The organism is Neisseria sp. DTU_2020_1000833_1_SI_GRL_NUU_006 (genome assembly GCA_032388755.1).
Lineage (GTDB): Bacteria > Pseudomonadota > Gammaproteobacteria > Burkholderiales > Neisseriaceae > Neisseria > Neisseria sicca_C.
In genome coordinates this window covers 2,212,677-2,226,499 of sequence record CP135593.1, presented here as the reverse complement: position 1 = coordinate 2,226,499, position 13,823 = coordinate 2,212,677, and the positions used below count along the sequence as shown (strand labels likewise).

Below are 13,823 nucleotides of genomic sequence, written 5' to 3'. Positions count from 1 at the left end.
GTTAATCCACTATAACCGCTTCAGAACAAACTCGCAAAGGCGGCATAAACGCTGATGACGGCAATCAGGCTGTCCACGCGGTCAAACACACCGCCGTGTCCGGGCAGCAGATTGCTGCTGTCTTTGATGCCCGCCGCGCGTTTGAGCCAGCTTTCCAACAGGTCGCCGCATACGCTGACAACGGTCAACACCAAACCGATTAACACGGTATTGAACCAGCCTACGTCAAACGTGAGCCAACCGGCCCACCACACCACAGTCATGTACACTGCCACGCAAATCGCGCCGCCGATTGCGCCTTCCCAGCTTTTACCGGGGCTGACGGTCGGTGCGATTTTGTGTTTGCCGAACGCTTTGCCGCTGAAATACGCGCAAACATCGGCAACCCACACCAAACCCATCACAGCGAGCAGCGACAAGGCGTAATCGGGATGCGGACGCAGGGACATGAGTGCGAACCAAAACGGCATGACCAAAAGCCAGCCGACGGTATAAGCCTGCCAGCCGCCGTTCAATTTCCATTTGAATTTCAGCCACAAAGGCATAACGACCAGCCAAAACGCCAAAACGGCGTACCAGACGATATCCGGCAGCGTCCAACCGCCTGCGTAGGCGATGACGCCGAACACCAGTGTCGCGGCAAGATAATGATTGGTTTTCAGTTTTTCCAATCCGCTCATGCGGGCGTATTCCCACAGCGTAACCAGAGAAATCAACCCGCAAAATGCCGCCCACAGCCATTGCGGCGCGTAAAACAGCATACCGAGCATCAACGGCAGCATCCACAGCGCCGTGATAATCCGTTGTTTCAACATTTTTAACCCCTTTGCTGCTCTACCGGCAGCTGTTCCGAAGTGCGCCCGAAGCGCCGTTCGCGTTTTTGGAACGAGGCGACAGCATCGTCCAAGGCTTTGCTGTCAAAATCGGGCCACAGGGTATCGGTAAAATAAAGTTCGGCATACGCCATCTGCCAAAGCAGGAAATTGCTGATGCGCGTTTCGCCGCCGGTGCGGATGAACAAATCCGGTTCCGGCGCATCGCCCAGCATCAAGTGTTTCGCCAGCGCGTCTTCCGTAATCTCAGATACGCCTTCGGCAATCAGTTTGTTTGCCGCCTGCAAAATATCCCAGCGGCCGCCGTAATCCGCGGCGATGCTCAGGGTCAGGCCGGTATTGTTCGCCGTCAAGGCTTCCGCCTCTTCGATACCTTGCAGAATCTGCCGGTTGAAGCGTTCGCGGCTGCCCAACACCTTCAGGCGCATATTGTTTTCGTGCAGACGGCGCACCTGTTTTTGCAAAGCCTGCAAAAACAGCCCCATCAGGAACGACACTTCGTCTTCGGGACGGCGCCAGTTTTCAGTCGAAAAGGCAAACACGGTCAGATATTGCACACCCAGTTTGGCGCAATGCTTCACCATATTTTCCAACGCGTCCAAGCCGCGTTTGTGCCCCATCACGCGGGGAAGGAAACGCTTTTTCGCCCAACGGCCGTTGCCGTCCATAATCACGGCGATATGCTTCGGAACCGAAGTATGTTCCAAAATGGTCTGCGTGCTGCTCTTCATCTCTGCCTTTCGCAGCGCGGCGGTTCAAAGGTCGTCTGAAACGCCGCGGACAAGGGTTTAAATCGCCATCAAATCTTCTTCTTTGGCAGCCAGCGTTTTGTCGGCTTCGGCGATGTATTTGTCGGTCAGTTTTTGAACCGCTTCTTCGCCGCGACGTGCTTCGTCTTCGGAAATTTCTTTGTCTTTCAAGAGTTTTTTGATGTGATCGTTCGCATCGCGGCGCACGTTGCGGATGGACACGCGTCCTTCTTCCGCTTCGCTGCGTACGACTTTAATCAAATCTTTACGGCGCTCTTCGGTCAGCATGGGCATAGGTACGCGGATCAAATCGCCGACGGCTGCCGGGTTCAGACCCAAGTTTGAATCGCGGATGGCTTTCTCGACTTTGGCCGCCATATTGCTTTCAAAAGGTTTCACACCGATGGTGCGCGCGTCCAGAAGAGTAACGTTGGCAACTTGGCTGACCGGAACCATGCTGCCCCAGTATTCGACTTCCACTTGGTCCAACAGACCGGTATGCGCACGGCCGGTACGCACTTTCGCCAAATTCTCTTTCAGCACTTCTACCGAGCGCTGCATTTTGCTTTCCGCTGTTTTTTGAATATCGTTAATCATTTTCTGCTTTCAAATAAGATACTGAATTTAAAACCTCGCCCGGACGCATGACCATCCGAACGGCAAATCAAGCTGTTAACTGCGCATAGTACCGTCATTCGGCGATTCCGACAAGGCAGGGGCGGTTTTGGGCATTGTTTCTTAACTGATATTTAAATGCCGTTACAAATAGGATGTATAGAGGGCTGCATCAGCAAAAAAGGTCGTCTGAAAACGGTTTTTCCGCTTTCAGACGACCTTCCTTTATCCGCCAAACTTATTTCTGCTGCTGACGCGTGTACACCAGCGATGTAAGGATGGATGCGCCCAGTGCGCCGAAGACGACGGAGAGGGAAATGGAGATGGGGATGTGCACCCAGTGCATAATCAGCATTTTGATGCCGATGAAGCTCAAGACGAAGGCGAGGCCGTATTTGAGGAAGATGAAACGGTCGGCGACATCGGCAAGCAGGAAATACATGGCACGCAGCCCGAGTATGGCGAAGATGTTGGAGGTGAGGACGATGAAGGGGTCGGTGGTTACGGCGAAGACGGCGGGAATGCTGTCCACGGCGAAGATGACGTCGCTCAACTCTACCATGATGAGGACGAGCAAAAGCGGGGTGGCGATGCGCTTGCCGTTTTCGACGGTAAAGAATTTTTCGCCTTCAAACTGATGGCTGACGGGGATGACTTTTTTAAGCCAGCCCAAAATCTTGTTTTGCGAGAAGTCCTCTTCTTCGGATTCCGGTTTCATCATATGGATGCCGGTATAGACGAGGAATGCGCCGAAAATGTAGAGAATCCATTCGAACCGCTGCACCAGTGCCGCGCCGATAAAAATCATGAGGGCGCGCAGGACGATGGCGCCGAACACGCCGTAAAGGAGGACGCGGTGCTGGTATTTCGGGGAAACTTTGAAGTAACCGAAAATCATCAGGAAAACAAAGATGTTGTCAACGGCAAGGGATTTTTCGAGGATGTAGCCGGTGAAAAATTCGAGGGTCTTTTCTTTGGCAACGACGGCGCCGTAAAGGGGGTTGCCTGCCAGCTCGAAATAGAGCCAGCCTGCGAAAGCGCAGGATACGGCGACCCAGACGCAGCTCCAGGCGACGGCTTCTTTGACACTGACTTTATGCGCGCCGCTTTTTTTAAGCGAGAGCATGTCGATGATGATCATGATGAAAACGGCGGCGAAGAACACGCCGTAGAAAAGGGGGGAGCCGACGGAAGGGTGTTCGGTCATGTATTCGGATTCCTTGTGATGAGGTGGTTGGATGGCGGCTTTTCAGACGACCCGTCGGGGAAAGGTCGTCTGAAAACAGCTTACCAAGACAAGTAAAACATGGCTTTAGCGAAAAATACGATAAACAGCATATGGGAAAATACGACGGCGTGGATGTATTTGGACCAGCCGACGGTCAGGGTGTGCCGTGCCATTTTGACGACGGCGATAGCGAAATGGACGAGGACGCTGACTGCCAACAGGATTTTGAGGGTAAGGAGCGTACCGAATGAGGTGGCGAAGGGTTGGCTCAAAAAGGGCAGGTATCGGTTGAATACCATGACGATGCCGCTGATGAAAAGCGTAATGACGACGGGCGGCATAACGCGGACGGCGCGGTAGGACATGGCGCGTTCGACTTCTCGGCGCGATTCGCGTGAGACGCGGCCGGTGTGCATGACGGACAAAACCAGCATTTCGAAAAATACGCCGCCGACAAAGGCGATGGCGCAATAGAGGTGGATGATGTGGGCGATGGCGTAGAGACTCATGACCGTGTTCCAAGTGGGATATTCGGGTGAAATTGTATCATCAGTCGGACGTTTTCAGACGACCTCTTCTTCCAAATCGCCTTCGCGGGTTTCGCGCAGGTGTTCGCGCAGGCGTTGGAGTTCGTGTTTGTCCAGCCACTTGCGGCGGCTGCGTTGCAGGAGGATGACGAGTGCGGAGATTTCGTTGCGCATATTGGTGCTGAGCCAGAGGAAGCCTTGCCATTCGTAATGGAGGCGGGCGGCGAGTTTGCCCAGCTCGGGATTGATGGAGGTGTCGATGCGGATGCGGCGGGCGTAGTGGCCTTTGATGAGGCGGACGGTCAGGCGCAGGTCGCGTTGGAGGCGGTTGAAATGGCGGTCGAGCAGGCGGATTTCGTGTTCGTTGAGGGTAGGGGCTTGCAGCTTGGCGGCGGTGGTGAGGAGCAGCTCGGTGGTGTTGACGATTTTGCGGTGGGCGTGCTGCATGGCTTCCATCATGGCGGGGCTGATGTGGCTTTCGCCTGATGTAGCAGCGAGGTGGCTGCGGCTTTTGACCATGCGGGCGTTGATTTGGCGCATTTTGACCATGTTTTGCTCCAGCCGCTCACGGGTCATGCGTTTGCCGTTGCTGATTTCGGCAATCATTTTGCCGCATTCGGTCAGGTTGTCGGCAAGCATGAACCGCCACATCAGCGTGGAACGAAGGGGCAGGAGTTTGGCGGAGACAATGGCGATGGCGGCGCCGATGAGGACGTTCATGGCGCGCATGAGTCCGCTGTCGAGCCAGTTGTTGCTGTTGTCGCCGATGAGCATGCACATGGTCAGTCCGGCAAGCATGGGGACGTAGCCGTTTTTGCCGACCGCCGCCCAACCTGCGGCTGCGCTGGCGGTGCCGACGGTCAGGTAAAAGAGAATGCCGCCGTGGAAGTAGTGTTGGTTGAGCCACAACAGGGTCAAACCCGCGCCCAAGCCGATGACGGTACCGAGCATGCGTTCGACGGCTTTGGAGTAAATCGCGCCTTGAAATTGGAGCATGCCGAGGACGACGAATACGGTCATGCCTATCCATTCGCCGTGTTGGAGGTGGAGGAGTTTGGCGAGCAGGGTAGAGAATAGTACGGCCAGTCCGAGCCGGACGGCGTGTATGAGGCGGCGGTAGCGGTAGCGTTCGTAGGAGTTGAGCCAGCGTTTGACGAAGCGTTCGCGTTGTGAGGCGTTCATGATTGGGGCTATCTTGTTGAGATTTTTGGGTTTATCGGGCGGTATTGTAACGGGAATCAGGCAATACTGACAGGATTGAAGGCAAGGTCGTCTGAAACCTCCAATCCTGCTTTCAGATAACCTTTAAGGCGCGACGACGGGCGTCGGATAACCGTGTGCGTCAATTTCAGACGAGGCGAGCCACGGGGTATGGACGAGATTGACGGGTAAGTGCGCCAATTCGGGGATGTGGCGGCGGACGAATGTGCCGTCCGGATCAAGCCGGCGGGCGGTTTGGATAATATCGATGGAACGTCGGCGGGCATTTCGGGCGGCGGTTTGCCAGTTGCCTTCGTTCAACGCGGGGTCGAAATCGGTTTGCTGCGCGGCGAACCAAACGATGCCGTGTTCGGACGGCTGATGCAGGACGCCGCACAAAAATTCTGCCGTCAGGGAGCGCAGGGCGGGATGCAGCCAGCCGCTCGATTTCAGGCTGCGCATGGCGGCGTCGATGAGCGGGAAACCTGTTTTCCCTTGCCGCCAGCATTCCGTCAGGTCGTCTGAAAACGGCGCAGATTCGGCAGCAGATTCAGGCTCGATGCGGGCGCGGTGGTAAGCAAGCTGCTGATAGAAATCGCGCCGTATCAAATTGTCCAACCAAGCATCTGCGCCCTGCCCTGCGGCTTCAGTCGCCAACACGCGCGGCGAAATGCAACCTGCGCTCAAATACGCGCTCAAGCGGCTGGTGCCTTTTCTGGCAGGGAAATCCTTCATAATCGGATAAAACCCGATATTTTCTTCAAACTGCCGCCATTGTTTGTCCGCTTCATCTTCGCCGCCGCGCTGTGCGGAAACCATATCCTGTTGCCCGTTCCACGCTGGAAACGGCGGCATTTCGGCTGAGGTCGTCTGAAAAATTTCGGTTTGACGGCAAACTGCATCCTGCCCGCCGAACCGCTGCCGAAACAAAGCCAGCCACGCTTCTTTATAATGCGGGAAGTCGGTGTAAGGCGCGCCGTGACTGCCCATGATTTCTGCCTTGGCGAATATGGCACGGTCGTTAACACGCTCGAACGCAACGCCTTGTTCATCCAAAATCCGCCAAATGCGGTTATCTTGCCCGATTTCAGACGACGTATAGGCTTCGTCTGCAATTACAGTCTGAACATTCAACCGCGTCGCCAAAGCAGGCAATTCTTCCACACGGTTCACCGCATACAAAGCCACGCCGCTTGCCGCCAACGAGCCATGCAAAGCCGCCGCCGCCTGACAATGAAACCAATCCTGACGCGGATTGGAGATTTCAGACGACCCCTGCGCCACCCACACGCCTGCCACAGGCAATCCCCGCTTCACGGCAGCGGACAACGCGGCGTTGTCGCGTATGCGCAGGTTGCGGCGGAACCAGACCAATGTATGTGCTTGCATGGCGATGTCGTCTGAAAGGGATAAGGCGTTTGATTTTAGCAGAAATTTTGCGAGGACAAGGCGGACGGTTTTCAGACGGCCTTTAGGCAGATAACAGATAAAGTGGATTCGGAATAACGCAGCTATAGCAAACATACTTAACTTTAAATCCGGCATATCATCAAATTCTGTCATTCCCGTGCAGGCGGGAATCCATCGTGAAACTTGAGAAACCTTGATTTGAAAAACAGTTTCTGGGTTTCAAAAATGGATTCCCGCCTGCGCGGGAATGACGAAAACCGATAATTTGCGTATCGAAAATAAAGTCATTTAGCTAAATGTTCATCCACTATCGTTTTAACCGGGTTCGAAGCGGCAAATCGAATTTCCAAAGCCGACATTTCATCGTCGTGAAGAAGCAGGGAAAACCTCAACCTCTCCACCGAATACGGATATCCGGCCTGCAATCTGAATTTGTCTGCCCAAATAAACCAAAGGTCGTCTGAAACCGCATTTTTGAGTTTCAGACGACCTTATATATTTACTTTTCCCCTTCCCTACCAATGCGACGCCATATTGTCGCGGTGGATGAGTTCGTCTTCGTGGGTATAGCCTAATTTTTCGGCGATGCGTTCGGACGGGGTTTGCAGGATTTTGGCGGTTTCGCCGCTGCTGTAATTGGTCAGGCCGCGGGCGATTTCTTTGCCGTCGGTATCGAGGATGGCGACGAGTTCGCCGCGGTGGAAATGTCCGTCCGCGCGGATGCAGCCGACGGGCAGCAGGCTGGCGTGTTGTTCGGTCAGGGCTTTTGCCGCGCCGCTGTCGACGGTCAGGCTGCCGGCGGTTTGGACGTGTCCGAGCAGCCATTGCTTGCGGGCGGCGACGCGGTTGTGCGCGCTGGTGAAGAGCGTGCCTATGCTTTCGCCTTGTTTGAGGCGGACGAGGACGTCGGGTTCGCCGCCCCATGCGACGACGGTGGCGGCTCCGCTGAGTGCGGCGCGTTTGGCGGCTCTCACTTTGGTGTACATGCCGCCGGTGCCGACGCTACTGCCTGCGCCGCCCGCCATGCTTTCGAGGTCGGGATGGTCGGCTGCTATGGTCGGAATCAGTTTGGCTTGCGGATTTTTACGCGGGTCGCTGTCGTACAGGCCTTTTTGGTCGGTTAAAAGAACGAGGGCGTCGGCTTCGATGAGGTTGGTCACGAGTGCGCCGAGGGTGTCGTTGTCGCCGAGTTTGATTTCGTCGGTGGTAACGGTGTCGTTTTCGTTGATGACGGGGACGATGCCTTTGGACAGCAGGGTTTGCAGGGTGCTGCGGGCGTTGAGGTAGCGGGTGCGGTTGCTCAGGTCGTCGTGGGTGAGCAGGATTTGGGCGGTGCGGATGCCGTGCGGTGCGAACGCGGTTTCGTAGGCTTGGGCAATGCCGGTTTGTCCGACGGCGGCGGCGGCTTGCAGTTCGTTGATGGCGGTGGGGCGTTTGCTCCAGCCCAGCCGCTTGATGCCTTCGGCGATGGCGCCGCTGGAAACGAGGACGGTTTGTACGCCTTGTTTGCCCAGTTCGGCGATTTGCGCCGCCCAGCGGTCGAGTGCGGCTTGGTCTATGCCTTTGCCGCCTGCGGTAACGAGGCTGGAGCCGACTTTGACGACGAGGGTGCGGATGTTGGAGAGGTTTTGTTGGGTCATGGTTGTCCTCGAAAGGGGGCGTTCAGTGGATAAAAAGGCCGTCTGAAAACGGGTTTCAGACGACCTTTATTATACGGCTGTCAATACGCGATATACACTGCCCATGTGAGCATGGCGAGAATCAGCCCTGTAAACACGGCAATCAGCGGCCAGACGAATCTGACCCACTGCGTCCACGTTACTTCGGCGGCGGAGAGGAAAATCAGCAGCGCGGCGGAAGTCGGGACGAACATATTGCTCAGGCCGTTGCCCATCAGGAAGGCGAAAATCGTCGTCTGCGGCTGCAAGCCCGACAGTTCGCCCAAGGGGCCGAGTATCGGCATACTGACGGCGACTTTGCCGACCGCCGAGGGGATGACGATGTCCAGCAGGACTTCCGAACCGAAGATGCCGTAGGCGGAAACGTAGGGGCCGTGGGTGCCGAGTGCTTCGACCAGATAATAGATGACGGTATCCAGTATTTTGCCTTTTGCCAGTATCAGCTCGACGGCGGTCGCCAGCCCGATAAGCAACGCGGCGATGACCATTTTGCGCACGCCGGAGACGAAAGCGTCGGCGGCGGTGTTGGCACCCAGCCCGCTGATTGCGCCGATAACCAAGGCAAGGAAGAGGTAATAGCCGGAAAGCTGCACCGCTTTCCAGTGCAGGCTGTGCGAGGCGTAAATCAGGAAACCGACACCGACCGCCAGCGTCAGCAGCATCAGCACTTGGCGCGTACTCAGGCGGCCTGCCGCGTCAACGCTTTGCGCCGCGCAAACCATGCCGTTGCGGCGGATGCGCCAAAAAACAAACAGCGTCGCCACCGACAGCATGACGACGTAGGTAACGACGCGCAGCCACATACCGCTAAACAGCGGCACGCCCAGCATGGGTTGGGCGATGGTGAGGATATAGGGGTTGGTAATCGAAGCCATATGCCCGACCATGTTCCCCAGCGCGACCACCGACAGGCCGATGATGTTGGGCAGCCCCATGCGGTTGGCCAGCGCGACCATAATCGGAATCATCAGCAGATACTCTTTGGAGAAACCGAGAAACGTGGTTCCCACCGAAAAAATCAGCATCAGCACGGGCACCAGGATATAGATATTGTTGCGCGTCAGTGCCAGCACCCGCTCCAAACCCGCCTGCACCGCGCCGCTTTTGTTCAAAATGCCGAACATGCCGCCGACAAACAACACCATAATCACCAACGCCGCCTGCTTGGCGATGCCCTCGGGGACGGCGGTGAAAAAATCGAACAGGCCGACCGGCGCGGCTTTGTCCGCCGCTTCCAACGCCGCCTGCGCCTTCTCACCGCCCGAGGTCAGGATGCCGTGGGCGGAAACCTCTTTTTCCAACACGCGGTACGTGCCGGGAACGACCATTTTGCCGTTGCGCTGATACTCGCCCGAAGGCAGGATATAGGTCAGCACGGCGGCAATCAGGGCGATGGCCAGCATCATCAGCGCGGGATTGAAGGTGGCTTTGGAAATCGGGGCTTCGGCGTTGTATTGTCCGGGACGGTCCATAAAGGTTCCTTTCATTCGGGGAAGCGGATAGGTTCGGCCGGCAATGGTTTGTGCGTGTTCGGATTTAGCAAATACCGTGTATTTTGTTTTTCAGACGACCTTGGCCGGAATCGCCAGCCAACCGCCGCAAGGTATGGATGTATGGATTGCAAAAAGGGTAAAAAGTTCATGGGGGTCGTCTGAAAGCGCAGCTTCAACGAAGTTAAAACCATAAGCCGTCATTCCCGCGCAGGCTGGAATCCAGGAAATCTGCGGGCTACAGCAATATTTGAAAGGATACTGAAACTTCAAAGGCCTGGATTCCCGTTTTCACGGGAATGACGGAATATGAAGTTGCCGCAATTCCCGACAGGCCGTCTGAAAGCGCAGTTTCAACGGAGTTAAAACGACAAACCGTCATTCGCGGTTGCGTGCGTGCCAGAAATAACGCCATACGAAACAGGGGAAGGCGAATATCAGGTAGAGGCAGATTACAGTAGCGTAAAACTCCCAGTCTTGTTGGTGTACCGCGCCGGCGCGGGATTCGAGGATATAGGCGAGGACGGCGGTCAGGATGAAGCCTGCCGCCAATTCGATGAGGTGATGCCCGATATGTTTGCGCTTGAGCGGAAACACGCCGAAAAATTTGGTGGTAACGAAGGGGGCGTTGGCGAAGATGAGCGCCAATACCAAAAGGATGTACATGGATGCGGTCATGATGTATGTGTCTTCCTGTTTTCAGACGACCTTTTTAAGGTAAATTCTGATAAAGCTGTTTATTAAACCCCGTCATTCCCGTCCCCACCTGTGCGGGGGCAGGCTACAGCAGGAATCTAGAACGTAGAATTTAGGAAACTTTCTACCCTATAGGTTTTCGGATGGACAGGTCTGGATTCCCGCCTGCGCGGGAATGAAGGCGCTCGGTTACCTTATTGAAAACCCAAGTATTGAACAAGCAAAAGGTCGTCTGAAAAAACAATCTTGGGCTGCGTATCTTAACAAAAACGGCAGCCTCTGACACGGCTGCCGTTTCGGTTCATCGCTTTACAAGGTGTTTTCCAAAGCCCTGGCGCACCAGTCAATCACCGTTTGCGGCATGATGCCCCACAAAATCAGCAAGAACGCGTTGACGCTTAGGAAGAATTTGGCGGCGTAATTGCTGCCGACGGGTTGGTCATGGGTGGCTTCGTCAAAATACATGACTTTGACTACGCGCAGGTAGTAGAACGCGCCGATTAACGACATCATCACGGCGAACACGGCAAGTACGATGTATGTGCTGCCCGCCATGGCGGCGTTTTGGGCGGTCGATGCGCTCAACAAAGCCTTAATCACGCCGAATTTGGCGTAAAAGCCCATCAGCGGCGGAATACCCGCCATCGAGAACATCGCCAACAGCATCAGGAAGGCAAACCAAGCATGACGTTGGTTCAGACCTGCCAAATCTTTGATTTCTTCACACTCGATATTGTCGGTGGACAATACCATCAATATGCCGAAACCGACCGCCGCCATCAGCGCGTAAGTAATGGCGTAATACAAACCCGCCGCGAAACCGACCGCCCCCGCCATAAACGCCAGCAGGATGAAGCCCATATGCGATATGGTGGAATAGGCGAGCATACGTTTGATGTTTGCCTGCATGATGGCGGCAAGGTTACCGATCAAAAGCGATGCCACCGCCAACACGGCGAACATCTGCGACCAGTCGTGATGCACCGTTCCCAAACCGGTAACCAAAATGCGGAAGGCAAAGACGACGGCGGCGATTTTCGGCGCCGTACCGACAAACGCGGCAACGGATGTCGGCGCGCCGTGGTACACGTCGGGCACCCACATATGAAACGGCACCGCGCCCAGTTTGAACGCCACCGCCACGACGATAAACACCAACCCCAGTTTCAACAGCCACTCGTTGGCAATTTCGCTGTAAGACGATGCCAAAACAGTAGCGAAGTCGAGCGAATGCGTCGCGCCGTACACCATCGAAATGCCGTAGAGCAGCAGGCCGGAAGCCAGCGCACCTAAGACGAAATATTTAAGAGCGGCTTCGGCGGAGCGGCCGGAATCGCGACGCAGCGCAATCATGGCGTAAAGCGACAACGACAAAAGTTCCAAACCGATGTAGGCGGTCAGGAAATGCGCCGCGCTCACCATCACGCTCATGCCTAACAGGGCGAACAGCGACAAAGTATAAAACTCGCCTTTAAAAATACCGCGTGCCTGATTGTAGGGCTTGCTGTAAATAAACAGCCCGAAGGTCAATCCGTACAGCACCAGCTTGGACAGGCGCGACATACCGTCGGCAATATACATTCCGTGAAACGCCAACACACTGCCCTGCTCCCACACTGCCAGCTGCGTAACCGCCACAACAAGGACAGCACCCAAGCTCATCAGATGGGTCAGATAGCGGTTTTTATCGCTAATCCACAAGTCCGCCAGCAACACCACCAACAGCAGCGCAAACAGCACGATTTCGGGCATGGCAGGCATTAAGTTCAAATCAATCAAGTTCATTCGCACACCTCAAATCTTGCTTTGCGCCACATGGGCAATCAAATCGTTTGCCGCCTGATGCACCACTTCGATAAACGCCTGCGGATACAGGCCCATACCCAATACCGCAACCGCCAAAATCGCCAGAATCGCAAATTCGCGGCAGTTGATGTCTTTCATATCGGCAACGTGCGGATTGCCGACCGCGCCGAAAATCACGCGTTTATACATCCACAGCGTGTAAGACGCGCCGTAAATCAGCGTCAGCGCCGCCAGCGCGCCTACCCAGAAATTCACTTTGACCGCGCCCATAATCACCATAAACTCGCCCACGAAGCCCGAAGTCGCCGGCAGACCCGCGTTTGCCATCGCAAACAGCATCATAAACGCCGCAAACTTGGGCATCACGTTCACCACGCCGCCGTAATCGGCAATATTGCGCGTGTGCAGGCGGTCGTACATCACGCCGATGCACATAAACATCGCCGCCGACACGAAACCGTGCGAAATCATCTGGATAACCGCGCCTTTCAACGCCCAGTCGTTCAACTGGCCGTTAATGAACAAGAACATTCCCAAGGTAACGAAACCCATATGGCTGATGGACGAATACGCCACCAGTTTTTTCATATCGGTCTGCACCAGCGCAACCATACCGATATACACCACCGCAATCAGGCTCAAAACGATGATGACCGGCGCGAAATAGCGCGACGCATCGGGCAGAATCGGCAGGATGAAGCGCAAAAAGCCGTATGCGCCCAATTTCAGCGTAATCGCCGCCAACACCATCGAACCGCCCGTCGGCGCCTCAACGTGGGCATCCGGCAGCCAAGTGTGCACGGGGAACATCGGCACTTTCACCGCAAACGACAGGAAGAACGCCACAAACAAAAGCTGTTGCACGCCCAGCGGAATCTGTTTGATGTTTTGGAAATCCTCAATCGCAAAGCCGCCCACTTGGTAAGACAGATACACAATCGCCACCAGCATCAGCAACGAACCCATCAGCGTATAGAGAAACAGCTTCACCGACGCATACACGCGGCGCGGACCGCCCCATACACCGATAATCAGGTACAGCGGAATCAGCATACCCTCGAAGAACACATAAAACAGCAGGGCATCCCGCGCTGAAAACGCGCCGTTAATCAGACCCGACATGATTAAAAACGCCGCCATATACTGCGCCGGACGTTTCTGAATCACTTCCCAACCCGCCAGCACCACCATCAGCGTGATAAACGCGTTCAGAATGACAAACAGCACCGAAATACCGTCCACCCCCAGCGAGTAGTTGATTCGCAAAAGCGGAATCCACTCGTGGAACTCGGTAAACTGATAGCCGCCGCTCAAACGGTCGAAACCCGTAAACAAGGGCAGCGTTACCAAGAAACCGGCAAGCGCACCGATTAAAGCGAGCACGCGGGCAAGTGGCGCACGGCTGTCCGGCCCCGTCGCCAAAACCAGCACGCCCGCAGCGATGGGTATCCATATTGCCAAGCTGAGTAGGTAGTTGGAAAACATAGTGGTTAACCTGTGGTTAAAATAAAAATATAGTTGTGTGGTTTGGTTTTTCAGACGACGTTTCAGGAGGTCGTCTGAAAAAGGTTTGTTCAGGCTTCTGCTATT

The 13,823-nt window shown here is 55.3% G+C and carries 12 protein-coding genes; all 12 read right to left on the bottom strand.

The features are described 5' to 3' along the window. Positions 1-20: 20 nt before the first annotated feature. The 12 genes from RSJ68_10845 to RSJ68_10790 all read right to left on the bottom strand — a co-directional run bounded on the left by RSJ68_10845 (position 21) and on the right by RSJ68_10790 (position 13,718). On the bottom strand, positions 21-815 hold the full coding sequence (locus RSJ68_10845) for a phosphatidate cytidylyltransferase (GenBank protein ID WNU96896.1): 795 nt from the start codon (positions 813-815) through the stop codon (positions 21-23). A 2-nt stretch (positions 816-817) separates the two neighbouring features. Then, the gene (locus tag RSJ68_10840) at positions 818-1,564 is read right to left on the bottom strand and encodes an isoprenyl transferase (GenBank protein ID WNU96895.1); all 747 of its coding nucleotides are present in this window, start codon (positions 1,562-1,564) and stop codon (positions 818-820) included. 57 nt (positions 1,565-1,621) lie between these two features. After that, positions 1,622-2,179 carry a ribosome recycling factor gene (frr, locus tag RSJ68_10835; GenBank protein WNU96894.1) on the bottom strand — a complete coding sequence of 186 codons (558 nt, stop codon included), beginning with the start codon at positions 2,177-2,179 and terminating at the stop codon, positions 1,622-1,624. Positions 2,180-2,435: 256 nt separating this feature from the next. Further along, on the bottom strand, positions 2,436-3,404 hold the full coding sequence (locus RSJ68_10830) for a TerC family protein (GenBank protein ID WNU96893.1): 969 nt from the start codon (positions 3,402-3,404) through the stop codon (positions 2,436-2,438). An 80-nt stretch (positions 3,405-3,484) separates the two neighbouring features. Continuing rightward, a complete protein-coding gene (locus RSJ68_10825) occupies positions 3,485-3,934 on the bottom strand; it encodes a hypothetical protein (GenBank protein ID WNU96892.1) in 450 nt (149 codons plus the stop codon). A gap of 54 nt (positions 3,935-3,988) precedes the next feature. Further along, entirely contained in the window at positions 3,989-5,134 is a 1,146-nt protein-coding gene (locus RSJ68_10820; GenBank protein ID WNU96891.1) for an FUSC family protein, read from the bottom strand. Between the two features lie 123 nt (positions 5,135-5,257). Continuing rightward, positions 5,258-6,541, bottom strand: a complete 1,284-nt coding sequence (locus RSJ68_10815) for a deoxyribodipyrimidine photo-lyase (GenBank protein ID WNU98398.1) — start codon at positions 6,539-6,541, stop codon at positions 5,258-5,260. 536 nt (positions 6,542-7,077) lie between these two features. Next, entirely contained in the window at positions 7,078-8,202 is a 1,125-nt protein-coding gene (proB, locus tag RSJ68_10810; GenBank protein ID WNU96890.1) for a glutamate 5-kinase, read from the bottom strand. Positions 8,203-8,282: 80 nt separating this feature from the next. After that, entirely contained in the window at positions 8,283-9,713 is a 1,431-nt protein-coding gene (locus tag RSJ68_10805) for a YfcC family protein (GenBank protein WNU96889.1), read from the bottom strand. A gap of 396 nt (positions 9,714-10,109) precedes the next feature. After that, a complete protein-coding gene (locus tag RSJ68_10800; protein WNU96888.1) occupies positions 10,110-10,409 on the bottom strand; it encodes a DUF2818 family protein in 300 nt (99 codons plus the stop codon). Between the two features lie 327 nt (positions 10,410-10,736). Continuing rightward, entirely contained in the window at positions 10,737-12,212 is a 1,476-nt protein-coding gene (gene nuoN, locus RSJ68_10795) for an NADH-quinone oxidoreductase subunit NuoN (GenBank protein WNU96887.1), read from the bottom strand. 9 nt (positions 12,213-12,221) lie between these two features. After that, positions 12,222-13,718 carry an NADH-quinone oxidoreductase subunit M gene (locus tag RSJ68_10790; GenBank protein WNU96886.1) on the bottom strand — a complete coding sequence of 499 codons (1,497 nt, stop codon included), beginning with the start codon at positions 13,716-13,718 and terminating at the stop codon, positions 12,222-12,224. Positions 13,719-13,823 lie beyond the last annotated feature (105 nt).

Excerpts from the sequence above, each read along its gene's own strand:
- RSJ68_10790 (WNU96886.1), bottom strand. The coding sequence starts at position 13,718 with ATGTTTTCCAACTACCTACTCAGCTTGGCAATATGGATACCCATCGCT.
- RSJ68_10820 (WNU96891.1), bottom strand. The coding sequence starts at position 5,134 with ATGAACGCCTCACAACGCGAACGCTTCGTCAAACGCTGGCTCAACTCC.
- nuoN (WNU96887.1), bottom strand. The coding sequence starts at position 12,212 with ATGAACTTGATTGATTTGAACTTAATGCCTGCCATGCCCGAAATCGTG.
- frr (WNU96894.1), bottom strand. The coding sequence starts at position 2,179 with ATGATTAACGATATTCAAAAAACAGCGGAAAGCAAAATGCAGCGCTCG.
- RSJ68_10825 (WNU96892.1), bottom strand. The coding sequence starts at position 3,934 with ATGAGTCTCTACGCCATCGCCCACATCATCCACCTCTATTGCGCCATC.
- RSJ68_10840 (WNU96895.1), bottom strand. The coding sequence starts at position 1,564 with ATGAAGAGCAGCACGCAGACCATTTTGGAACATACTTCGGTTCCGAAG.
- RSJ68_10815 (WNU98398.1), bottom strand. The coding sequence starts at position 6,541 with ATGCAAGCACATACATTGGTCTGGTTCCGCCGCAACCTGCGCATACGC.
- RSJ68_10845 (WNU96896.1), bottom strand. The coding sequence starts at position 815 with ATGTTGAAACAACGGATTATCACGGCGCTGTGGATGCTGCCGTTGATG.
- RSJ68_10800 (WNU96888.1), bottom strand. The coding sequence starts at position 10,409 with ATGACCGCATCCATGTACATCCTTTTGGTATTGGCGCTCATCTTCGCC.
- RSJ68_10830 (WNU96893.1), bottom strand. The coding sequence starts at position 3,404 with ATGACCGAACACCCTTCCGTCGGCTCCCCCCTTTTCTACGGCGTGTTC.
- proB (WNU96890.1), bottom strand. The coding sequence starts at position 8,202 with ATGACCCAACAAAACCTCTCCAACATCCGCACCCTCGTCGTCAAAGTC.
- RSJ68_10805 (WNU96889.1), bottom strand. The coding sequence starts at position 9,713 with ATGGACCGTCCCGGACAATACAACGCCGAAGCCCCGATTTCCAAAGCC.